Origin of the sequence: Cecembia rubra (assembly GCF_003014575.1) — a bacterium.
In the GTDB taxonomy this organism is placed as follows: Bacteria; Bacteroidota; Bacteroidia; order Cytophagales; family Cyclobacteriaceae; genus Cecembia_A; species Cecembia_A rubra.
Genome location: NZ_PYGF01000003.1, coordinates 46,086 through 69,906 on the forward strand (window position 1 = coordinate 46,086; position 23,821 = coordinate 69,906).

General features: G+C 40.3%; 20 protein-coding genes. 5 read left to right on the forward strand and 15 right to left on the reverse strand.

Annotation, left to right across the window (positions count from 1 at the left end; genetic code table 11):
• Positions 1-23: 23 nt before the first annotated feature.
• The 4 genes from CLV48_RS07080 to CLV48_RS07100 form a co-directional block, all read right to left on the reverse strand.
• Positions 24-1,250, reverse strand: a complete 1,227-nt coding sequence (locus CLV48_RS07080; protein WP_106566591.1) for a 6-bladed beta-propeller — start codon at positions 1,248-1,250, stop codon at positions 24-26.
• 362 nt (positions 1,251-1,612) lie between these two features.
• Positions 1,613-2,776: a hypothetical protein gene (locus tag CLV48_RS07090; RefSeq protein ID WP_146140076.1), complete on the reverse strand. Its 1,164-nt coding sequence runs from the start codon at positions 2,774-2,776 to the stop codon at positions 1,613-1,615.
• 3 nt (positions 2,777-2,779) lie between these two features.
• Positions 2,780-3,817: a hypothetical protein gene (locus CLV48_RS07095; protein ID WP_106566594.1), complete on the reverse strand. Its 1,038-nt coding sequence runs from the start codon at positions 3,815-3,817 to the stop codon at positions 2,780-2,782.
• A 68-nt stretch (positions 3,818-3,885) separates the two neighbouring features.
• Positions 3,886-4,086 carry a hypothetical protein gene (locus tag CLV48_RS07100; RefSeq protein WP_106566595.1) on the reverse strand — a complete coding sequence of 67 codons (201 nt, stop codon included), beginning with the start codon at positions 4,084-4,086 and terminating at the stop codon, positions 3,886-3,888.
• 250 nt (positions 4,087-4,336) lie between these two features.
• Between CLV48_RS07100 and CLV48_RS07110 the strand changes: the two genes are divergently transcribed.
• The 3 genes from CLV48_RS07110 to CLV48_RS07120 all read left to right on the forward strand — a co-directional run bounded on the left by CLV48_RS07110 (position 4,337) and on the right by CLV48_RS07120 (position 9,286).
• A complete protein-coding gene (locus CLV48_RS07110; RefSeq protein ID WP_106566597.1) occupies positions 4,337-4,582 on the forward strand; it encodes a DUF6364 family protein in 246 nt (81 codons plus the stop codon).
• Positions 4,583-4,785: 203 nt separating this feature from the next.
• Complete coding sequence (locus tag CLV48_RS07115) at positions 4,786-6,003, forward strand: metallophosphoesterase family protein (protein ID WP_106566598.1); 1,218 nt, start codon at positions 4,786-4,788, stop codon at positions 6,001-6,003.
• Between the two features lie 250 nt (positions 6,004-6,253).
• A complete protein-coding gene (locus CLV48_RS07120; RefSeq protein ID WP_106566599.1) occupies positions 6,254-9,286 on the forward strand; it encodes an SbcC/MukB-like Walker B domain-containing protein in 3,033 nt (1,010 codons plus the stop codon).
• Positions 9,287-9,633: 347 nt separating this feature from the next.
• Here the strand turns inward: CLV48_RS07120 and CLV48_RS07125 are convergent, their stop codons facing one another.
• A complete protein-coding gene (locus CLV48_RS07125) occupies positions 9,634-10,032 on the reverse strand; it encodes a hypothetical protein (RefSeq protein WP_146140077.1) in 399 nt (132 codons plus the stop codon).
• A 116-nt stretch (positions 10,033-10,148) separates the two neighbouring features.
• Between CLV48_RS07125 and CLV48_RS07130 the strand changes: the two genes are divergently transcribed.
• Positions 10,149-11,321: a hypothetical protein gene (locus CLV48_RS07130; RefSeq protein WP_106566601.1), complete on the forward strand. Its 1,173-nt coding sequence runs from the start codon at positions 10,149-10,151 to the stop codon at positions 11,319-11,321.
• A gap of 145 nt (positions 11,322-11,466) precedes the next feature.
• Here CLV48_RS07130 and CLV48_RS07135 read toward each other — a convergent pair whose 3' ends face one another.
• Entirely contained in the window at positions 11,467-12,660 is a 1,194-nt protein-coding gene (locus tag CLV48_RS07135) for an ATP-binding protein (RefSeq protein WP_106566602.1), read from the reverse strand.
• A gap of 302 nt (positions 12,661-12,962) precedes the next feature.
• Between CLV48_RS07135 and CLV48_RS07140 the strand changes: the two genes are divergently transcribed.
• On the forward strand, positions 12,963-14,537 hold the full coding sequence (locus tag CLV48_RS07140) for a calcineurin-like phosphoesterase C-terminal domain-containing protein (protein WP_106566603.1): 1,575 nt from the start codon (positions 12,963-12,965) through the stop codon (positions 14,535-14,537).
• A gap of 59 nt (positions 14,538-14,596) precedes the next feature.
• Here the strand turns inward: CLV48_RS07140 and CLV48_RS07145 are convergent, their stop codons facing one another.
• The 9 genes from CLV48_RS07145 to CLV48_RS07185 form a co-directional block, all read right to left on the reverse strand.
• Positions 14,597-15,208, reverse strand: a complete 612-nt coding sequence (locus tag CLV48_RS07145; protein ID WP_106566604.1) for an alpha/beta hydrolase — start codon at positions 15,206-15,208, stop codon at positions 14,597-14,599.
• Positions 15,201-16,151 carry a ring-cleaving dioxygenase gene (locus CLV48_RS07150; protein ID WP_106566605.1) on the reverse strand — a complete coding sequence of 317 codons (951 nt, stop codon included), beginning with the start codon at positions 16,149-16,151 and terminating at the stop codon, positions 15,201-15,203. Before CLV48_RS07150 ends, CLV48_RS07145 begins: the two co-directional genes overlap by 8 nt.
• Positions 16,152-16,273: 122 nt before the next feature.
• The gene (locus CLV48_RS07155; RefSeq protein WP_106566606.1) at positions 16,274-16,789 is read right to left on the reverse strand and encodes a YceI family protein; all 516 of its coding nucleotides are present in this window, start codon (positions 16,787-16,789) and stop codon (positions 16,274-16,276) included.
• 79 nt (positions 16,790-16,868) lie between these two features.
• A complete protein-coding gene (locus CLV48_RS07160) occupies positions 16,869-17,318 on the reverse strand; it encodes a MarR family winged helix-turn-helix transcriptional regulator (protein WP_106566607.1) in 450 nt (149 codons plus the stop codon).
• A gap of 91 nt (positions 17,319-17,409) precedes the next feature.
• Positions 17,410-18,213 (reverse strand): alpha/beta fold hydrolase, encoded by an 804-nt coding sequence (locus CLV48_RS07165; protein WP_106566608.1) that lies wholly within the window; start codon positions 18,211-18,213, stop codon positions 17,410-17,412.
• A gap of 147 nt (positions 18,214-18,360) precedes the next feature.
• Positions 18,361-19,953 carry an amidohydrolase family protein gene (locus tag CLV48_RS07170; RefSeq protein ID WP_106566609.1) on the reverse strand — a complete coding sequence of 531 codons (1,593 nt, stop codon included), beginning with the start codon at positions 19,951-19,953 and terminating at the stop codon, positions 18,361-18,363.
• A gap of 112 nt (positions 19,954-20,065) precedes the next feature.
• On the reverse strand, positions 20,066-20,518 hold the full coding sequence (locus CLV48_RS07175) for a hypothetical protein (RefSeq protein ID WP_106566610.1): 453 nt from the start codon (positions 20,516-20,518) through the stop codon (positions 20,066-20,068).
• Positions 20,519-20,610: 92 nt separating this feature from the next.
• Positions 20,611-23,133 carry an ABC transporter permease gene (locus CLV48_RS07180; protein WP_106566875.1) on the reverse strand — a complete coding sequence of 841 codons (2,523 nt, stop codon included), beginning with the start codon at positions 23,131-23,133 and terminating at the stop codon, positions 20,611-20,613.
• Positions 23,126-23,803, reverse strand: a complete 678-nt coding sequence (locus CLV48_RS07185; RefSeq protein WP_106566611.1) for an ABC transporter ATP-binding protein — start codon at positions 23,801-23,803, stop codon at positions 23,126-23,128. The genes CLV48_RS07180 and CLV48_RS07185 overlap by 8 nt, the downstream gene beginning before the upstream one ends.
• Positions 23,804-23,821: the final 18 nt, after the last annotated feature.

Here is a 23,821-nt window from a genome sequence, read left to right on the forward strand (position 1 = left end):
TTTTAGTTCTAAACTAAAAAACCCTAATCTGATTCCAATAGAATCTTTAGGTTCATTTTTAAAATAACTGGAAAATCCATGTCTTGAAATTTATTTTTTAACTGGATTATTTCAGTCTTGTAACTCTCTAATACAGGCTCATCAGATAAATCGAGCAGTTTAAATAATGGAATAATAAAATAAACAGAATTGCCTTCCACAGCCATGGGACCGGATAAAAAAGAAGTTAGAGGGCTTTCCCTTGTTAGATAAGTTCTATTATTTTGTTTATCAAAAACCCCTACCCTGAAATCAACTATTTTTTGTGAGTTTTTATTTTTTTCCTTGTTCCACCCAAAATAAAGATGGTTTTCTGATTCCTCAAAAAACCGAGTTGGAAATGAAAGTTCTCCAGTGGCTAAGGTTTCGAAAAAGCTATTTAATTGATGTTTTTTATCTTGTGGCCAAATTGGTTGAGAACTTAGGAATTGATACTTGGGAAAATGTTCATCCTGATTTATCTCGTAAATCACTGAATTTGCAGGTTCTTGATACAAAATCCCTCCCTCATAGCCCTTAGTAATGTGACCTGAAATATTTTTGAGGATTATTGGAAACACATCTTTTGGAAAAGGAAAAAGTCTCTTTATGCTTTTCCCTGCACTATCCAACAGCTCAAAATTTGAAAATTCTTCATTAAAGTAGGTTATAGACATACCAATTTTTCCTTTTCCATCAACAGAAAGCATATCAGATTGATTTTTAAGTTTAATTTTTCTTTTAAAATTTCCTTCCAAATCAAAAAATGCCAAGCTTCGTTCTTCAATACTAATAAGAAGTAATTCCCCACTTGCTTCACTTAATGAAAAATCAGCTATATCGGGCAACTCATCAGGCCCACTTCCAAATTTTCCAATTTTTGCAATTTGATAACCATCATTTGACGTTTTTATCAACGTTCCAAATTCCTTGTCCAATAAATAAAAATTTTCCTCTGAAACTTGAAGCCTGTAGATGTCAACAAGAAAATTTTTCTCTTCTATGTTTATTGGTATAATTTCCTTTAGTTCAAATAAACTTTCAATGGGATATTCTTCATGGACATTTACAGTATATTTAGGTAAAGGTTCCGAATTTTTATCTTTTCGGTCTTCATACCTCTTCCCATAACACCCTTGAAAAAAAATTACAATCAGTGTTAACAACAGATACTTCGTGAAAATATTTGATCTGTAATTTCCCTTTCCTAAACCACAAAAAGTTGCTTTCATGCGTCTGCTTTTTTGCACCTAACTATCTGACATCCCATACCAGAAGCTGAACACTCGGTTGCATACATTAAGGCCTCAGGACACCATTTAGGAGTCGGCATCTTCGAATAATTTGTTTGAGCAACTAATTTCTCGCCACTCTTTGAATAGAAAAAACTTAATGTAAAGTTCAGCCCTACTACTAATACTATCATTGCCAATTTTTTCATCATTTCAAAAATTTATTTTCCATTTCGCACCAAGCAGGGCAGGATTACATTCCCTAAAAAGTAATGCTTTCGGAATACCTTAACTTTTCAGACTAAATTTACCCCCCCCCCCGAAATTAAAAAACAAGTTTTCACTAAGTTTTTTTATCAAAATCAAAAATCATCAGACCGCAAAATCTCTAAAGGAATGAAATAGTAATCCAATTTTTCTTCATTGGATTGGTTTTTTGATTTTATAAATAAACCATCAGGATATGAGATAAAAAAAGGACTCATATCAGGGGCCAACCTGTTTAAATGGATTTCTTGGATTTTTTTGCATTTGGAATCAAAAATCTCAAGAAAAAAGTCTGCATTGGAATAGTCTTGATTGATTACTGGCCCTCTCACTAACCTACAAAACCCACCTTCACTCCCAAATTTTTGAATTGCACCAAACTCTACATCTGCTAAAACTTCATCCATAGCTTCCATAACTTTCAAAATGTCAGGATTATTTTCAAGACGAACGTCAACCGTTTTGCTGCTTGGAAACAATTCTGATCCGTTACTAATTTTCTCATATTTGCCTGTATTGCTGTTTAAAATGAAAAAGTCAGCGGAATAATTGAAAGAAATAATCAATTCTTGGTCTATTACATGAATGTACGGAAGCCTTTGATTGGCAATGTAAGTTCCTTGATCGTCAATTAAAATTTGAAATTTTTTAAGCTCCTGGACATCTACCGGATGGGAAATCAGTTCAAGTTCTCCAATCCTTAGATCGAGCTTACATAAAAGCAGTGTATTATCCGCACCGTCAAATACAAAAAAATATAACAGGTCATTTCCTTTATCAAAACTGCTTTGAATCCTTCCAAACAAATTATCAGTTAACCGACCAATGACAAAAGGCCCACTTACTAATGGTCCAATCATCTTTGGAATATTGTAATAAGCAAGATTTGACCCTTCATTTTTTGTAATCACTGCATTGTTTGAAACAAATACTTGATGAGTATCTGTATAAAAAAAGCTCTCAAAATCATTAATTGCCCCAGGTCCTTCTCTTTCCAAATCAATCCCTCTCATCAAATAAAAAAAATCTTTTTCCCTTTTCAAGGTATCAAGACCATGCCGGTAAGGGTTGTAAACAATCACATGGTGATCACCAAAATTATAATAAGTGGGGGGCCAAATCGTATGAGAAGATAAGCCCGTAGCGCCAAAATCAAAACTTCTCTTTTTTATATCCTCCTGAACATCAAAATAGTTTGGCAATTTACCTTCACAGCTTAGCAGATAAACTATTACTAAAAAACAAAGAGGCATTCTCATGACTTAATGCTTTGGTTTTTCAAATACAGCAAAGGCGCCTTCTTCAAATTGCACATAAATCATTTCTCCATCAACTTTTATTCCTTGGGGCAAATACTCCTCTGACTCAGAATGGAATGGCAAATGATATGAATGAAGGTACTTACCGTTAGTCGCGTCATATAAATCCAAGGAAAACGAATCTTTCCCCAAGTTTTTATACGGGACCCCCGAAAGCAGATAAATATATTTACTGTCTACATCAAAATCGAATACGGCTGTTTCAAAAGATACCACCCTTATCATATTTCCTGCCGTCTGTATGTTCCTTCTTGGTACCCGATGGATCATTTCTCCTATGAATTCAAGCCTGTCTTTATTAAAGCAAAGAAATTTGGAATTACCCATTAAAAAATAATAGATTTTATCCCGAAACACTTTTATGCGCCCGTCATAATGCATCCCGGCAGCATCAATTGGGAAAAAAAGTTCATTGATAAATTCAATACTTTTTGAATTCCCCTTGTAATCAATAATTCGGAAATCTAAACCCTGTTTTTTACTTGTAATGAAGAGGTATTCTTCATTACCAATTTTTAACATCTTGTAAATAGCACTCTTCACCTTAAGATTATCTTTCAACTCAAAATTCTGATTAGCAATTGAATACCTTTTCACAGCAAGGGTTCCAACATCAACTATATCGAGATTTCCCTTTTGGTAAAAGAAGTTGATTGGATTCAATAGCTCATTGGGCCCCTCCCCATTTCCAATAGGATATTTTGCAAGAATCTCGCCATTGGCTGAAAGCCGATAAAAGTCCTTTGAAAAAAGTTCCAAAACATAGATCTCTCCTCTTTCAACTGAAAAACCCAAAGGCTCCCCAAAGAAAACAAAACTGTTAATTAGTTTAAGGGTATCAAGAAAATCCCTTTCTTTTAAGACTATAAGATCTTCATTCTGAATATTTATAGGGTAATTGTTTGGATCAATCTCTTTTCTGCTACAAGCTAGAATGAAAACCACAAAACAAACCAAAAAGACATAAATTTTACCAACCATATTAGATCAAATTAAATAACGACTGTCCCTGAAACCCAGGGACAGCCATTTGTGGTTAAAATCTAAAATTATTGCGTAGGTATGCTCCTGTTTGTATAGTGAGTTACTTCCCACTCATAAGCTCCCCACAGAATTGATTTTTTTTCTGTACAGCACATATCCCTACCTCCAGGGCATACATTTACATTGCAACCACCAGAGGCAAAGGCGAAAAATGGAGCTGAAATCGCCAAAAACAGAACCATCAATAAACTCATTAATTTTTTCATAATTTATAAAATTTAATCCCCCCTTTCACACCATGTAGGGCAGGGATACCTTCCCCAAAAAGTAATGTTTCCGGAATACCTTCACTTTTCAGAATAAAATTACCCCCCCCTGAGATTAAAAAGCAAGTTCTCACTAATTTTTTTTTATTAACAAGATAAATTATTGAAAAAGAGTCATAACCAATCATAAAATGAAGGCGATAAAACAAGAAAAATTAATTTCACGGATATTTATCAAAATATTAGGTGGATGTCTAAAAAGCTCACCCTTAATGTCGATGAAACAATAATCGAAAAGGCTAAAGCCTATGCCCATCAGACGGGAAGGAGTCTTTACGGTCTTGTGGAGAATTATTTAAGAGATTTTGTAGCCCGCGAGCAACCAAATAGCCTTATTGATGAAAAAATTTCCAGGCTTTCGGGCAAAATTAAACTCCCCGAAAATTTCAATGAAGAAGAGACATTAAGATCATTCCTTGAAGAAAAAAGCATTTAAATTGAAAATCCCTTTGTGCCTTCCTGGCTTTGTGGCCAAAATTCCATAAAACTTTTCGACTCCGTGCCTTTCTGGCCAAATAATCAAAACACTTCGCGCCTTTGCGCCTTTGCGTGCAGATTGCACATTTTTGACCAACCCATAATAACTTCGTGCCTTCGTGACTTTGTGGCTAAACCATCAAAAACACTTATTTTTAAAACATGAAAATACTCCATACCGCAGACTGGCATTTAGGCAAAAGGTTACAGGAATATTCCCGATTGGAAGAACAAAAGGAAGTCCTCCAGGAAATCGTGGATATTGCTGAAAACGAAGACGTGGACCTTGTCCTGCTCGCAGGGGATATTTTTGACAGCTTCAACCCCAATCATGAAGCGGTCGAACTCCTGTACAAAACCCTCAAAAAACTGTCCAACAATGGCCAAAGACCCATCATCGCCATTTCAGGCAACCATGACTCTACCCAGTTTATCGAAGCTCCCGACCCCTTGGCCAGGGAAATGGGCATTATCTTCTACTCCAAATATGACAGCCTGATTCCTACTGGAACACTCGACAATGGCATACAAATCCTGCAGAGCGAAACTGGATTCATACAACTGAAACTTCCTAAATATGAATTCCCCCTGAGAATTTTACTGGCACCCTATGCCAATGAACTCCTGCTCAAAACGTATTTGGGAGATGGGGATAGGGAAAAGGAGTTTCGGCAACTCATGGCTTCCAAATGGGAAGCACTTGCCAACAAATATTGCGATGAGAAGGGTGTAAACCTGTTTGTAGGTCATTTCTTTTTTACCAAGGAGGGCGAAGCCATGGAGACCGAACCCGAATCGGAAAGGCCCATCCTCCACGTAGGAGGCACACAGGCACTTTACACACATAACATTCCCAACCAAATCCAATATGCAGCATTGGGCCACCTCCACCGCTACCATGCTGTGGCAAAAGAACCCTGCCCAATCGTCTATTCCTCCTCTCCCCTTGCCTACTCCTTTAGCGAAGCAGACCAGGAAAAGCAAGTAGTACTGATTGAAGCCCTACCCGGAAAAGCTGTGAACTATCGCCCCATCGCACTTAAGAAAGGAAGACCGCTTTACAGAAAAACTTTCCACAATCTGGAATCTGCTTTGGAATGGCTAGGAGAAAATCCTTACTGCTTTGTGGAACTGACCTACGTCACTGAAAGTGCCATCGATGCCTCCACCAGAAAAGCCCTGATGAAAGCCCATGACGGAATAGTCAACCTGATCCCCCAGATCAAAAATCCTCTTGGACAGGAAAACCTTAGTCTCAAAGTAGAAGACCTGGAAAAAGACATGCTAAGCCTGTTCAAGATGTATTACCAAAGCGAACGGGGACTGGAACCCAATTCCGATCTGCTCGACCTCTTCAAAGAAGTCATCAGTCAGGAATAAATCAATTGGACAACCCAAAAATCAAATTAAGAATGTCAACTGAAAGAAATTGATATTGGTTGATATTGGATATTAATAGATATTTATTCAGGAAGAGCACATGACCTTACCTGAATTTACCCTCTAGAAAAATTGTGATTAATTATGTAAAAAAATATCCTAATATCCTAATATCTCAATATCTATTAATATCTGTCCCAAAAAGCCAAAAACCATCAAAATCATCAACCACATTTTTAAAAGTTAAATCATGATCCCCCTCCGACTCGAAATAGAAGGACTATACTCTTACAAAGAAAAACAACTCATCGACTTCACTCAGCTAACCGCTGCCGGGCTTTTTGGTATTTTTGGTGCTGTAGGCAGCGGCAAATCTTCCATTTTGGAAGCCATATTGCTCGCACTTTACGGCAGTACCGAAAGGTTGTCCGATCGTGGTGAAAAAAACAGCATGCTCAACCTGCAATCGGAGGCTTTGTTGATTACTTTTGAATTCCTTTCAGGAAAAAATAATTCCCAGACCTATCTCGCCCGCTACTCTGCAAAAAGAAACCCAAAGAATTTTGAGGATGTCAAGCCTGCTGAACATACTTTTTATAAAAAATCTGGAGAGCAGCTGGAACCCATTTCCGAAGGTGCAGAGCAGATTTTGGGCATGAAAAAGGAACATTTCAAGCAGACGGTAATCATACCACAGGGCAAGTTCCGGGAATTCATTGACCTTACCCCCGGCCCAAGGGCCGAGATGATGAAGGAACTGTTTGGTTTGGAGCGCTTCGACCTAGCGTCCAAGACAAGTACCCTCTTGAAGATTACCAGAGAAGAAAAAATCCGTCTGGAAACCCAGTTGCAGGGCTTGGAAGAAATCCATGAGGAGCTATTGAAAGAAAAGGAAATCCTGTTGAAAGCCACCCAAGAGGAAATCCTCCAGCAAAAAAGCACCCTTGAATTAGCAGAACAACTTTTCAAAAAACAGGAGATCCTGAAGGAAAAACACCAGGAATGGAAAAACTTCCAAAGCGAATGGGAAAGTTTGGAGGCCAAAAAACCGGAAATCGAATCCAAGAAAAACCAGTGGAAAGACTTCCTCAAAGCCAAAACTTACTTAAAACCAGTTTGGGAGCAGCTACAGGACCAATATGTAGATGCTGAAAAAAACAGGGTAAGCATAGATAATTGCAGCCGATTCAGGGACAATTACGCCGAAGAAATTCTGGAACATGAAAAAGAGCTCCAGGATCTGAAAGAAAAAGCCGATCAGAAATCTGTCCGAGAGGCCAAAATCCGGGATTTGCAAAAAGTCATTGAGGTCAAGGAGCTGGAAATAGACCTTTTCCATTTGGAGCAGGCCATGGATAACCTCCAGCCAGCACTCGTGGCCAGAAAAACAGCTCTGCAGCAGATAAGCTCGGGCATACAAAACCAGGAAAAAGAACTGGAAAACAGCGGCACGACGGATAGCTCCATGCTTGCTGATTGGAAAAGTGCAGGCAAAGAATGGCAGCAGTTGGGCAGTACTGTCCAGAAAAAACAGGAAGAAAAGACTGCCCTGATGAAGGAAATCAGCCATTTCGAAGAAAAAATCCATGCACTTCAGCGAGGACTGCCAGGAGAACAGGAAAACTTTGATAAGGCGATCGCTACTGCCAAGAACCAACTGCAGCAGTTGGAAAATGAAAAAGACATGCTGGGCAAAAAAGCCGGCCTAGCCACCCATGTGCATCTTTTGGAAGAAGGCAAAGCTTGCCCTTTGTGCGGATCTTTGTCCCATCCCGATCCACTGGAGGCTGAAAAAGAAAGTCAGGCCCTTTCTTCACTCCAAGAACAAATCCAAAACCTTAAAAAGCACCTGGATCACCTACAAACCCAATCCCTACAGCATAGGGAATACAGCATCCACCTCAGCAACTTCAGGGTCCAAAAGGACAAACTGGCCGAAGACTTGGACCAAATGGAAAACCAACTGCAGCTGCTCAGGCAACAGCTTACCCTGCAGGGTATCCCTTCCCAAGAGGAGTTGGCCCGAAAAATCTCCGAAACCGAAAACGCTATCCGAAAAAAGGAGGAAAGTCTGGAAAAACTCAAGGACTTAAGATCCCAATGGGAAAAAGAGAGGGGACTTATGGAAGATGAGGAAAACCGTTTAAGGGCTGCCGAAAATGAAGTGGTAGGAGTCCGAAGCAAAATACTGTCCAAAAAAGAAGAAATCAAGGATCCTGAATTCAGTAAAGCATTCTATCCAAGGCCCAAAGAAAGTATACTACAGGCCATCGAAAAAGTGGAATGGGACATCAAAGAAACCGCCTTCAAACTGGAAGGTAAACTTAAGGTGATCCAGGAAACCAAGAACAAACAAGCCACCAACCTGGCCAACCTTGAAAACTTCGAGAAAAACCTGAAAGAGAACCTCAATAAAATCAAAGACTTGGAGGCTAATTTTGCAAACCTCAAAGTGAAACACGGATTTTCGGACCAAGAGGCTTTGATCGCACTTTTCAACCATTCTCTGGATGCGGACAAAGTGGATACCGAGATCCGTCAATTTGAAGACAGGAGACTTCTGGTGAAAAGCAAACTTCAAGAACTGGAAGGCTTGGAAGGGCTGACCACATTCAGTGAGGAGGCTTTTGCCAAGAGCTGGGAGGCATTGAAGGAAAGCCAGGCACATTTTTCACAAATTCAGAAATCCCAAGCCCTTTTGGAACAGGAAATCAAAACCATCCAAACTAAATTGACAGAAAAAAAGGGCCTACAGGGGCTATTTGCCAAAGTGGAAAACAGGGAATCCGACCTCAAAGAACTGGAAAGGCTATTTAAGGGCAGTGGTTTTGTAAAGTATGTGAGTGCCATTTACCTGAAAGAGCTCTGCCATACCGCCAATGTGCGTTTTATGAAGCTGACCAAAAACAGCCTCAGTCTGGACATCGACGACAACAATACCTTCTGGGTGATAGACTACCTGAACGGGGGCAAAAAGCGCCTGCTGAAAACCCTTTCCGGTGGGCAGACTTTCCAAGCTTCCCTTTGCCTTGCTTTGGCATTGGCCGAAAAAGTCAAGTCACTCAATCAGGCTGATCAATCCTTCTTTTTCTTGGACGAAGGTTTTGGAGCACTTGACAAAAATTCCCTCAGGGTCGTATTCGAAACCCTCAAATCCCTTCGCCACGAAAACCGAATTGTAGGTATCATCTCCCATGTGGAAGAATTGCAGCAGGAAATCGGCGTCTATGCCAAAGTAGAGCTGGATGCGGATAGGGGGAGTTTGGTGGGATATTCTTTTTAGAAGCGAGACGTGAGAAGCGAGAGTTTAGAGGCGAGAAGCGAGAAATAAAGAAACAAGAAACAAGAGGCAAGAATCAAGAAGGGAGAAATCGGAGGAAAGTGGGATGTCGGAAGGCATGACCTAAATCTTGACCCGGTAAATTATTGAAGGGTTGGAATATGACATGGGAAAAGGGGAAGTGCCGTAGGTACGCCCGACAAGAAGACGAATCTAGAAAGGCAGATTTCAGCAAAGGACTGATGGGCCGTCCCGTAATAGCCTAGGGCTCAGCCCTGGGAATTACCAGATAACCCAGGGGTCTGAAGGACCGATCAAAAGGGATAATTTGAAACGGAAATTTCCAAAAATTAAAAATTAATATAAATAAGTCCCGAGATCTGGCTGATCAGAAAAAGCAAGAGGTAAAGCCTTTTGTCCATCTCAAAACGATAGACAATAAAAACGGAAAGAATCAACAAAAATGTCGTCACATAAAGTAGCATGTGTTTGAATCCCGTATCAAACAACAAAACAACCTGAATAGAAAGTAATATGGCTATACCCCAGAATACTGCCGCATAGGAAAATTTAGTACTACTTCCGGAAAGCATATTTTTTACAGCCCCAATTGAAAAACAGAAAACAAAACCGGTTAGACCTATAGCCACCGGCATAGTTCCAAATATTCCAATTAGAAATAGAAATGTGCTCAGAATGGAAAAGACAAAATAAACGGAAAGAAAATTTCTCGAGGTTAAATAATTCATGCTTCAAAATCCTGAAATTAACTGAGATCTACAAACAATACTTCAAAAATTAGTTTATTTACAACGTTATCGGGTAAGTAGAACAAATAAGTAAGAAATAAAAACCTGACCAAAACATGAGGACAATAAAATTACTGTTGGTTTTAACATTACTGCAAGTATCACTAAAATCCTGTAAGCAGCCCTCTGAAGAGACTTCAGCTTCAAATTGGAGTTTGGTCTTGGTGGATTCATTGCAGGTGGAGCATTTGGGAGAAATGATGCTTTTGGACATTTCTCCTAACCATGAGCTATTTCTAACTGCTGACTATCAGAAAAACACCTACTTCCTGATCGACAAGAAAGGCGAAATATTCAGCGAAATAAACAAATCTGGAGATCGGCCTGATTCCTTTGGTTATGCTTTTTCAAAAATGTCATTCTGGGATGATCATATGGTTTTTGTTATCGGATCAAAAGGTCTTAAGTGGTACGATCTGAAAGGGAATGAAGCCAAATTTGTTCCTTTCAATCCTGATTACTCATTGAAGGGAATCTTACGAAATACAGGGAGCGGGCCAATCCTTCTAAAAGATAAGGAAAATACAAAAATCCTTTACCGGGGAGGTGCTGTTAAAGGAAAGCGAACAGCGCCTGGCTATTTGGAAAAAATCAGAGGAGGCACTTTGATTGATCCTGAGACTTTTGATTTGGAGCATATTTTCCCCTTGGAAAAAGATTCACGGTTTTTTGATGGAAAATACTATGATGATGGAGACTTATATTCCCGTATTGTACTGGGAGAAGATTTTATCTATGTCACCTATGATGCCAATCCTGTTTTGTATGCCTATGAAAAAACCTATCCCTATAAATTATCTTTTAAAAAAGAACTTAAACTGATCAACGTGAACCTAAGTGATGGTATTCCGGCCGAATATGTCGATTGGGACCTTTTTGTGGAGCCTTCCAAAGGAGGTATAAGAAGTCTTCAAGTGGACAATAAATATGTTTACCTGATGTATTTCGAAGGGTTGCCAAAAGAAAGAATTATCGAAATTGACCAACTATACGATATAGATGAAAATAAAGCCCAAGCCGAAGAAGAAGCCGAAGTCTACAAAAGGGAAAAAAGAATGAAAGTGTTCACTTTGGAAGGGAATGAATTGACAGATATAAAACTGCCCGATTTTCTGGACAGTTATTTGGGATTTATTGCAAGGGATGGCTTTCTGTATTTCAACAGAGCAGCAAACAATGAAACCGAGGAGGATTTTTATACTTTATATAAACTTCGGTTGGAGCAATAAAAAAAATACTCACTCCATTAAGAAAATTTACTCAATATATTGAGTAAATTTATAAAAACACAATTTATTAATTGATTATCAATAAGTTAAACAAATATTTTTAAGCAATATTAACCAAAAAAGACAGCCAATAGGGCTGTCTTTTTTAAAATAAATCCAATACATCCATTTGTAAAAACTCCTGCCAAGGAATCCCACCTGTGCCTATCACTAATGCTTTGTCAGGGTTGAATTTTTCTTTGAAAGCAATCAAACCTGTCAATCGCCCTGTATGCCCGGATTTTACTTCCAGCCCGATGACTTTTTTCTTGTATTCCAAAACAAAATCCACCTCGTCATTCCCCTCCTTCCAGTAATAGAGAGAAAGCTTTTTGTCTTTAAATACCTGATTGACCAAATGTGCTCCCACAGCCGACTCTACCCACCTTCCCCAAATTTTGGGGGATTCCAGTAGCGTATCCAAACTTTCATCGGATATCCCGGACATGATGGCGGTATTATGGACCTGAAATTTGGGGCTTGAAGCACGCTTCCTTACCATATTGGGACTGTATTTCTCAAGTCCACCAAGAAGTCCTGCATCATTAAGGAGTTCAAGGTAATTTGCCAAAGTGGTGGTGTTGCCCGCTTCAGTCAATTGTCCCATGATCTTGGTAAAACTCAACACCTGACCCGAATAGGAAGAGCCCAACTCAAAGAGCCGCTTCATCAGGGCAGGTTTATCCACGCGGGTCAACATCAGGATGTCTTTGGAAATGCTGGTTTCCAACAATGCGTCACGGACATAGCTTTTCCATCGGTCTTCATCATCTTTTAGCGTGATGGCTCCCGGATAGCCCCCAAACCATACAAATTCCTCAGCTGTCAAACCAAAAGCATCCTTCATTTCCCTGTAAGACCAATGTCCCAAGTAAGTAGCCTCAAATCTTCCAGCCAAGGACTCTGTCAGCCCCTGCTGCAGCATCAGACGCGAAGAACCCAATAGTACCAAGCGGATATCCTGCTCATCGGCACTGTCTTTATCCCACTCTGCCTTGACCTGCTCGCTCCAATTATCAATTTTCTGAACCTCATCGATCACCAACAAAAATGGTTGGTCAGCCTGCTTTGCCTGTTGGAACCTGGCTGCTTCCCATTGTTGGGCAATCCACAACTTATCACTTGCCGGGACAGCATCCGCGGCTACCAATTGCGCAGGGTATTTAAGCTCCCTCATCACCTGTCGGACCAAGGTTGTTTTCCCTACCTGTCTAGGACCATATACCACCTGTATAAACCTCCTAGGTTCATCTTTGAGTCTCTTGAGAAGTATTTTTTTATCTACCCTTTGATAAGACATACTATTGAAAATTAATGAATTGCCAATTTAATCATTCAATTACGTAATTTTACTCATTTTATTGAGTAATTTTTCATTTTATGAGTTAAAATATTGATATACAGATATTTACAAAATAATTTTTAGATCCAAAAAGTAGAGAAAGTTCTATTTAATAATATCCTTCAAATAGTTCAAGGCGTTAAATCTTGACCCAATCACCATAAGCTTCAAACCACTCAACATCCTTAACGTAATCGTAACTATTTGAAAACACTGGTTTTGGTCAAATCTTCTATTTTTATTGAAAAATTCAAAACCCAATGAAAAAGCTCCAAATCCTTTTAATAGCCCTGCTATTTACATCCATAGCATTTGCCCAAGAAAAAGTTAGTGGTATAGTATATGAAGACAGCAATAAAAACGGAAAAAAAGAAAGGAGAGAAAAAGGCATCCCTGGTGTAGCTGTTTCCAATGGAATCCAGGTGGTGCTTACTGATGATAAGGGGAAATACGAAATCCCGATTGCTGAACACCAATCCCTTTTTGTTATCAAACCATCTGACTATGACCTCCCCCATTATGAAAACAATATCCCACAGTTTTATTATATCTATAAGCCGAATGGTTCACCATCAGGCCTGAAGTATCCTGGCGTTGCACCTACTGGACCATTACCAAAATCGATTGCTTTTGGCTTATATCCTTCTGAAAAAGAGTCATCCTTTACTGCTCTGATTTTTGGAGATCCACAACCATATAATGAAAGAGAATTGGAATGGTTCTATGAAGGAATAGTGAAAGAGGTAGAAGGTATTCAAGACATTAGCTTTGGCGCATCCTTGGGGGATCTAGTAGGGGATAGGCCTGACTTTTTTCCAGCATATAAAGACATCATCGGCAAGGTTGGGGTGCCTTGGTTTCAGGTAATGGGGAATCATGATATGAATTTTGATGTCAGTACTGATGAGTTCAGTGATGAATCCTTTACAGCTTCCTTTGGCCCCGCCACTTATGCCTTCAACCATGGAGATGCTCATTTTATCGTCTTAGAAAATATTCTTTACCCAGATCCAAGAGATGGACAGGGCTATTGGGGAGGTCTTAGAAAGGATCAGCTTGCTTTTGTAGAAAACAACTTGAAATTCGTCCCAAAAGACAAGTTAGTGGTCTTATTGATGCATATTCCACTTTTTGAAGAAAATGGAGATAGTTTCCGGGATACAGATCGGGAAAAGCTTTTGGAACTCATCTCCCCATATGCAAATACCCTGTCTCTTTCGGCTCATACCCATTATATGAAACAGACTTTTTTCGATAAAAAAGATGGTTTTCAAGGTGCTAAACCCCATCACCACTTCAACATTGGTACTCCATCAGGAGACTGGTACAGTGGAAAAATATTAGCAGATGGAACTCCTGCTTCCACCATGCGGGATGGTTCTCCAAAAGGATACTTGTTTTTGGAAATCAATGGCTCCGAATATTCCGCTCGCTATAAAGCTGCCGGAAATTCAGCAGATTACCAGATGCAGATCCATGCCCCAAAAGTATTAGTGGAAGGGGTTCGTACCACTGCACAAATTGTAGCCAACTTTTTTACCAGTAGCCCCTCCGATAAAGTCCGCTATAGAATAAATGAGGGAGATTGGAAATCTATGGACAACTTGGAAGGAACAGACCCCAGCTTTTGGTTAGAGGTTATGGAATGGGACACGACAGAAAATTACTTGCCCGGGAGAAGACCATCCAATCCTGCTTTAACGGACCACCTTTGGAGAGCCTCCATGCCAAGCAATCTTTCATCAGGAGAATACATTATTGAAGTTGAAGCTACGGATATGTTTGGAAACAAACACACAGCCAAGCATTCGTTCCAAGTCATCAAACAGCCATAAAAAAATATCCAGGTAGAAGTTCCTGCCTGGATATTTCAAAGTTGGATTAGTATTGGTTTTTACTTTAAGATATTTTCATTCACCCAGTCAATTTCCTCTTGGCGGATGGTATGATTAGTATCTGGAAAGATCAACTTTTTTACATTAGCCCCCATTTTCTCGAATTGTAATGCTGATTCTTCAATTCTGGATAAGGGGACATGCATGTCCTGATAGCTTGAGCCGAAGAATACCGGACAACCATCGAAATCACCTCCATATTTGGAAGGGTTAAATTGCTCTCCTATCAATCCGCCAGTAAAGGCAATTACTCCACCCCATTTCTGAGCCTTTTGGGCTGTATACTCAAGAGATAGGCAAGCTCCTTGGGAAAAACCGATAAAGAAAACCTGTTCTGAATCAAATCCTTTGGCTTTCAAATCCTCCACAATCCCATCCAAAGTTTTCAAAGAATTAGAAAAAGAAGGCTCATTACTTTTATCTGGGGCCATGAAGCTATATGGATACCAAGTATTCCCAGGCGCTTGGGGAGCTACTAAAGCAAAATCATCTAGATGTAAATAGTCTGCCAGGCCAAGAATACTAGCTGTATTCCCTCCTCTACCATGAACCATGACGGCTACTTTCTTTGCCTCTTCCAGCGGTTTACCTCTCAATATTGTTTCAGGCATACTTTTCTACATTTAGGGATACTTTAGCTAAACTTTTCTCAATCTTTTCCCTTTGTGGCTCTGCCCATGTTGGAAGTTTCAATGCCTCTCCTAATAATGCCTCATCTTCATCAATAGCAAAACCTGGTTCATCTGTTGCAATTTCAAACAAAACCCCTCCCGGTTCACGGAAATAAATGGATTTGAAGTAATTTCTGTCCTTAACTTCAGTGACGTGATAACCATTATCTAGAAGCTTATGCTGAATCTCAACTTGGGTTTTTTCATTATCCGTCCTAAAGGCGATATGGTGTACCGTCCCTGCGCTCTGAACACCTTGACGCCCATCTTTATCCACTACAATGTCCACGATATCACCTGGTTTCCCTTTGGTACCATACCTGAATCTCCCATTCTCTTCAGCAATGAACCTATAATCCATGAATTGGGTGAGCAACTTTTCTGTAAGTTCTTTTGCTTTAAGATTTAGGGTAGCTCCGTAGAAGCCCCTGATTGAAAATTCCAACGGGATTGTGCCATAAGTCCAGCCCATTCTTTCATCTTGGTCATTGGCAACAAGCTCTATACCCATTCCATCATGATCCTCAAATCTTATCACTTTTTCACCAAACCTGTTAAGCGGCGTTGAAGTAGGAATATTGAATTTGGCCAATCGATCCATCCAATAAGACATAGCTTTACTGGGAATTGAAAAAGCAGTATAGGTCAATTCACCGGTCCCTTTGGTTCCTTTTCTCGCACCATCAAATGGGAAAGTTGTAAATACAGTACCTGGTGCTCCCAGTTCATCTCCGAAATAGAAATGATATACATCAGGGGCATCAAAGTTGATGGTTTTCTTAACCATCCTTAGACCCAAAACCCCAGTATAGAAGTCAATATTTTTTTGGGGATTGCCTGCAATGGCCGTGATATGATGGATACCAGTGATAAGTGTTGCCATGATAATGAATTTAAGATGATTAATTTTGGTTTCAAGGTTGATTCTTAGCGGCTATTGGAGGACATCTTAAAGGAGATGTCCTGCCAACAACCTTGCTTAATCAAATCAACCAAATCACCTGTTTATTGCTTAACGAGCTGAACGTTCAAAATGATTCTTACTTGATCGGAAACTACCACACTTCCTGCCTCAGTGACAGCATTCCACATCAAACCAAATTCCTTTCTAGAAATTTTACCTTCGATTTCAAACCCTGCCTTAGTATTTCCATAAGGGTCATTGGTGACACCACCTAGATCCACTTCCAGCTCAACTGTTTTTGTGATATCCCTGATTGTCAAATCTCCTTTCAAGGTACTTCCTTCTAAAACACCGGAAAATGACAATTTAGGAAACTTCTCTGCATTGAAGAAATCATCTGACTTCAAGTGACCATCTCTGTCAGATTGGTTGGTATCGATACTGTTGATGTCTGCTGTAAAAGAAACCTTAGCACCATTGAAGTCATCAGAAGTAGTTTCAGCAGCTCCTTCAAACTTTCTGAAATAACCGGTCACGGTTGAAATCACTAAGTGTTTTACTTTAAATGAAATTTCGGAATGTGTTGGGTCAATAACCCATTTTGCAACTGTACTCATAGTTTTAGTTTATTTGTTTTAAGTTAAATTATAATCGCTATATACATTAATTGTCTATACACAAATTTGTTTAATTTTTTTACCCTCTAAGTTTATCCAAGAGAAAATTCAATTGCTCTACTTCTCCTTCACTCAATTGAACCAACTCCCTATTGAGATTATAAATAGCATTCTCTAAATTTTCAAGCACCTCAAGTCCCTTATCAGTAATCAAGATGTCTACCTGTCTTCTATCTGTTGGACATTCCTCCCTTAGTACTAGTTTTTTTTGTTTAAGCTTTTCTACCAACCTGGAAGCATTTGACATTTTGTTCAACATCCGATCCTGAATAGACGACACAGTAATGGGACTTCCATTCTGTCCCCTTAGGATACGGAGCACATTATATTGCTCTGGAGATAATCCAAAGGGCTTGAACAGATTACTTTGCCTGGAAACAATATGACTATGGGTAAACAACAAGTTCACCACAGCTTTGTTGTATGGATCTTTGAATTCCTTTTGCTTGATCGCCTCTTCAATCTTCATAAGATAACCTACTTATGCATTTAATGTATATACACGCAAATGTACGCTAAAGTTCCAATTATTGAAAATTTTTACAATTTTTTTTTAATAATCAGGATAATTGATCCAACCATTCCCTGATAAGCTTATTTATTTCATCAGGTTTTTCAATGCAGCTGCTATGGCCTGCCCCCGGAACCATATGGAGCACCGCATTGGGAATGGACATTTGTATGAATTTTGCTTTTTCGGGTTTTGTTGCCACGTCCTCATCCCCTACAACCACCATGGTAGGACATTGAATGCTACGGATTTCTTCTTCTACTCCTTTTCTGAAAATTACTGCTTCAACAGATTTAGTAATGGATCTTTTATTTGATTGAAGTTCATTTAGCCACTTTTTGTATGCTTCTTTATTTTTGGGGTTCTCCAACCAACTTTGGGCAAACATGATTTTCATAACTTCCTTGGCAACTTTGGGAATCACGCCAAACCATTTTACAATACCGTTCAGAAATTTATATTTGGGTAAATTTTCCACCGGTTCGGGATTAGCAGAAGTTTCTAAAAGGATAAGACTTTTGATTTTATCCGGATATCTGGCTGCCAAACGCATGCCTACAAAGCCCCCCATAGAAAGTCCAACAAAATGGACTGGCTTGCAGGCGACTTTGTCAATCAATTCTAACGCGTCTTGCGTCAATAAATCCATATCATAGGGTCCATCTGGTACTTCGGATTGTCCCTGGCCCCTATGGTCATAGGCTATAACCGTGTATTTTTTTTTCAGGAATTCGATTTGTTCCAAAAACATTTTGTGACTCCACAACAGTCCATGGGCGAATACGATTGTCTCAGGCCCATTACCTTCCTTGACATAGAAAATTTTGGCGTTATTGATCTGAATGTATGGCATAACACTTTCTAATCTAAACTTTTCGCAAAAGTTAATTTATTCTCAATGATTACCGGATTTCCAAATTTACCGCTGTCAGGTTTTCACTCCCGAACCTAGAAACCCTGGTTTCAAATTAAGCAACCCACTATTTTTCCTATTTTCTTACTACCAATCCAATCCGGGTTGCTTCAACTTCCTGGATGCTTCCCTGGCCTTGTGCTGGTTTACAATTGTACGTACATCTTCCAAGAGTTGTTTGGCATCATAAATAATTCCATCTTTCACGGTAAATTTTACGCCACCGACCCTTACCGGTTCGTTGCCATCATTTATCCTGATAGCCCCTGTTCCATACAATACCTTTAGGTTCTGAAGCGGGTTTTCTTCCAAAATCACAAAATCAGCCAGCTTCCCCACTTCTACTGAACCGATTTCCTTATCCCTACCAATGGCCTCTGCTGCCTTCAAGGTCGAAGCCCTGATCACCTCTAATGGGTGAAATCCAGCTTCTCTAAGCAATTCCATTTCCCTGATGTAAGCAAATCCAAACAATTGATAAATGAATCCGGAATCTGATCCAGTGACTACCCTTCCTCCCCTATTTTTGTATTCATTTATAAAGGTCATCCACAAACGGTAATTCTCCTTCCATTGAATTTCCTCCTCTGTCGTCCAATCAAACCAATAGGACCCATGGGATTCTCTGTTAGGGCTGTAAAATCTCCACAAAGAAGGCAAGGTATATTCATCATGCCACTCTGCTCTACGGGCCCTCATCAGATCCCTATTGGCTTCATATATATTGAAAGTTGGTACAATGGTAAAATCAAGATCCAACAACTCCTGCATCACTTTATTCCAATGGTCTGAATAGGGAGGCGCAGCCTGTCTCCACAGCTTTCCTGCTTCAGCAAAGCGATGCTGTTCATTTTGATAATTGTAATCCAAACGGTAATCTTGTATGGTTCTGTCTTCAAACAAAGCCTCTGGAAGACCATACCAGTGCTCCATGGTGGTCAGGCCTGCTCTTGCCGAATGTAGCACATTCCATCTTGCCACATCCATTTGGGCGTGATGCATAGCAGATCTAAGCCCAATCCTCTTATTCTCCTCCAGCGCTGCCTGCATCACCTCCGGTTTGGCCCCAAAAAACTTGATACCATCTCCACCTTTTCTTTTGTTGTCATTGACCCAAGCTATAGCTTCCTCTGCATTGGAAATTGGTCTGAAAGCCCCCTGTCCAAAAACAGTATAAGCCAATAACCTTGGCGCCGTGATAGCATTGGTCGAAGATTTTCTTTTCTGGTCCAAGACCCAGTCCAATCCATTACCTGCAGCAGGATCCCTGACCGTGGTTATTCCATGTGACATCCAGAGTTTGAAAACATATTCAGCTGGTGTTCCCTGTCCGGTACCACCAATATGCCCGTGCATATCAATAAACCCAGGTAACAGGTAATGCCCTTCCAGGTCCATCACTTTATCATTAGCTCCGGCTTGGGGCCTTCTATCTTCCTTGATCGGTAATCCTGGATAACCCACCACCCGTACTTCTGTAATCTTGTTTTTCTCTACCACAATATCCACAGGCCCAATGGGAGGCGCACCAGTACCATCAATTAAGGTCACCCCCCGTATGATCAGTTTATTAAAAGGTCCCTCTCCTTCTTTTCTATCTGGAGCAGGCATAATCTGGGAAAAGGCAACAAAAGGAAAGGCCATCAGGCCCAAAAACAGCAAGATCAAGGATTTCTTCATAGGAGACAGGTGGTTATTAGGCTTAAAATACTGATTTCACAGGTAATAAAAAAACCGCTAATCCCAATTCAGGAAAAAGCGGACCAAACAAAATTCAACCTTTGCTTTTAGCTTAGCGGAAGGTGTATCGTAAACCCAAATTTGCTCTCAGGTTGAAATAGGATTCCACAAATACATTGGGGGTGGCCTCCATCAAAAAGGCAAGCTGCCTGTGGTTTTCAAAGGGCTTGATGGTAAAACCTAAAGGAATACCTACCCTAAAATCATCACTTTCGAAGTAAGCTCCCACCATGAAACCCATGTGAAAATTGAACCACTCCTCACGTACCAGGTTTCTGTGGAATAAAGCCTCAATCCCAAATGGACTGTCCAGCATATCATTGGCACCAAACCTCAACTCCCCAAAGTACTTCTGCTCAATATCGGTCCCAATCGCTACTTGCCCTTTAAGACCAGAATAATAAACACCCGCATGAACCGGTACAATTTTACTTTGTGCCTGCACCTGAATACAAAACAATACTGAAAAAACAACAATTAACAAAAACCGAAATCTTATACGCATATTTTATTTCAATGATGATATACGAAGATAATAGTTTTTTCAAGAATCTAACTATATCAGAAGAATGATTAGCTTTCTTTTTATGAACATGCTTAATTCCCTCTCAATATTTCCATCGGAGCCATTTTAATGATTTTCCTCCCATTGAGCCAGCCAAGTATTACTGTCAATAACGTAATAGACAAATAAATCATCAAAGCCTCCTCATAAGCTCCTCTAAAAGGCAACTCAAAGACAAATCGGCTCAATAAAAAAGTTGCTAAGAATGAAAGCAAAATACCGCTCAATGAAGCCAGGGAACCCAAAAAGAAATACTCCAATGTATTGATTTTGCTGACTGTTCCGCTACTCGCCCCTATAGTTCTCAACAATATACTCTCTCGCATCCTTTGGTATTTACTGATAATCAAGGAAGAAATCAACACCAAAATACCAGTCACAATGCTGAAAAAGGCCATAAATTGAATCACAAAACTGATTTTTCCAAGAATCTCTTCGAGTGTTTCTACAATTGTCCCCAAATTGATCACCGAAATATTGGGATATTCCCGAACTACTTCTGCCTGTACATCTGCTGCCTGTCTGTCGTTTTTGGTTTTGGTGATCAACACATGGAATTTAGGAGCGTTATTCAGCACATTTTCCGGAAAAAGAACCAGAAAGTTGGTTGAAACCTGATTAAATTTTACATCCCTGAGACTACCCACATAGGTTTTGATGGGCCTACCCTGAACATTGAAAATAATCTCATCTCCCAATTTGATTCCTGTCCTCATGGCATAGCCCTGATCCACTGAAACAAAAACGGAATCACCTGATTGCTTAACTTGTTTCAATTCCCCTCTGACAAGGCGCTCCGAACTGATCAAAGTATCGCGATAAGTTACCCTGAACTCCCTGTTATAAAGTCCACGGGATTTTCTTTGATCCTCTGGCAAAGTATCATTGGTTTTTTTGGTGAGTCCATTGATTGATTCCAAACCCATGGTCACTATAGGGACTTGCTGCAAAATAGGAAGCCCATTGGATTTGATTTTTTCAGCAACTGCCTCGATTTGATGGCTCTGAATATCAAAAAGTAACATATTGGGCTGATCCTCTTTGTCTGCAAACTTGGCCTCATCCAATAATTGATTTTGTACAAAAAACAAAGTACTGATCATTGCTGTGCCCAAGCCAATGGTAGCAATCAAAGAAACGGTCTGATTGTTAGGCCGGTACAAGTTGGCAAGTGATTGTCTTATTGTATACCGCAAACTGACAGGAAGTGACCTTTTTATAAGCCACATGATACCCAATGCCACTGACCATAAGGCGAGAAAGGCCAAGATAACGAATCCCGTAAAGCCTAAGGCTTCTTTCCAGCCTTTGAGCAAATAAAAACTAAAAGCAAATACAAAAAGGACAATCCCTCCAATTACCCCCCATCTCCAAACATCCTTCTTAATGCTGGTATCTCCTTCCTCTGGCCTCAAAGTAGCCATGGGTGAAACTTTCCTGATTTTCAATAATGGTAATAGTGCAAAAAGCAAGGCAACCAAAATCCCTGTCAGTATACCAAAGGCAACACTCTTCCATGAAACCTGAACAGTCACATCTAAAGGAAGAAAATCGGCAAAAACCACTGGCAGGACAAACTGCAAAATTGAACCCAAAAATGCCCCAAACAAGGCGCCCATTAATCCCATGATGAGAATTTGAAACAAATAGATAGCAATAGCTGTCCCAGCAGATACGCCCAGACACCTTAAAACTGCCACAGAAGGCAATTTTTCCTTGACAAATACATTCACGGCACTGGCTACACCTACACTACCCAAAAGCAGGGCAATAAAGGCTACCAAACTCAGGAAATTGGACAGGTTTTCAAAGGACCGCCCCGTCTGTCGCTTGCGGTCCTCCATAGTATCCGCATCGATCTTTTGATCCTCCCAACTAGCCTCATTTTGCTTTACTAAGGCATCTACATCCACCCCTTCCTCGAAAAGGTAATAGCGCTGATACCGAAGTCTGCTGCCGTACTGCACCAATCCCGTCTCCTCCAAATATGCCATGGGAATATAGACCGCAGGCGCTACAGTAGCAGTGATTCCACTTTGCCCAGGGACTTTTTGGAGTTCCCCTTCGATCATGAAAGTGAGATTGCCCACTTTTATACTGTCCCCTACCTGAGCATTGAACTGTGCCATCAGGAGTTTTTCGACCAATGCCTTTCTTCCCCCTGCTCGAAAAGTAGCCTCTGCCTCCACCGGTTTGGTTTCCAGTTTCCCGTAGTAAGGAAACTCCCCTTCCAATGCCCTAACCTGGGTCAACCGGCTTTCACCTGTGGCCGGGAATACCACCATACTGGCAAAATTGACCTCATTGGCTACCTGTAAAGCTAAAGTATCCGGGCCTTGGGCACCCATTGGACTACTTTTGCTGAGCACCAGATCTGCGCCCACCAACTCCTTGGATTGCTGATCAATACCCTTTTTAAGGTTTTCTCCAAATGAACTTATCGCCACCAATGCTGCAATCCCCACCACCATGGATGAAGTAAAAAGCAGCAGCCTTGAGAAATTCTTCCTGAAATCCCTGAAGGCCATTTTGACTATCCAGGAAAAATCAAACATGGGTATCCTCCTGTATTCTTCCTCCGCGGATCTGGATGATTCTTTTGGTCCTTTTGGCCAGTTCAGGATCATGTGTGACCAACACCAAAGTAGTACCCTGCTCCTTATTCAGCTCAAAAATCAAGTCCTCAATCATTTCCCCAGTTTCTGTATCCAGATTTCCAGTTGGTTCATCGGCAAAAAGAATTTTGGGCTCATTGGCAAATGCCCTTGCTATAGAAACCCTCTGCTGCTCCCCTCCTGAAAGTTGTGTTGGATAATGGGTCAACCTGTCACCCAAACCAACTTTTTCCAAAAGAGCGGAAGCCTTTTCCCTGGCATCTTTTCGTTTCTTAAGTTCAAGTGGTACCATGACATTTTCCAAGGCGGTCAAGGTGGGCAAGAGCTGGAAATTTTGAAAAATAAAACCCACATACTTATTCCTGACAGCTGCCCTTTGGTCCTCAGAGAGTTTTTCAAAAGCATTGCCATTTAATATAACAGACCCTTCCGTAGCAGAATCCAAACCAGCACAGAGTCCCAGCAGGGTAGTTTTACCACTGCCTGAAGGCCCTACAATTGCAAGGCTTTCTCCTGCTTCAATATCAAAGTTGACACTGTCCAATACAGTGAGTTTTCTGCTTCCACTCTGATAGGTCTTGGAAACTTTTTTTACACTTAAAATGCTCATGAAATGATGTAATATTCT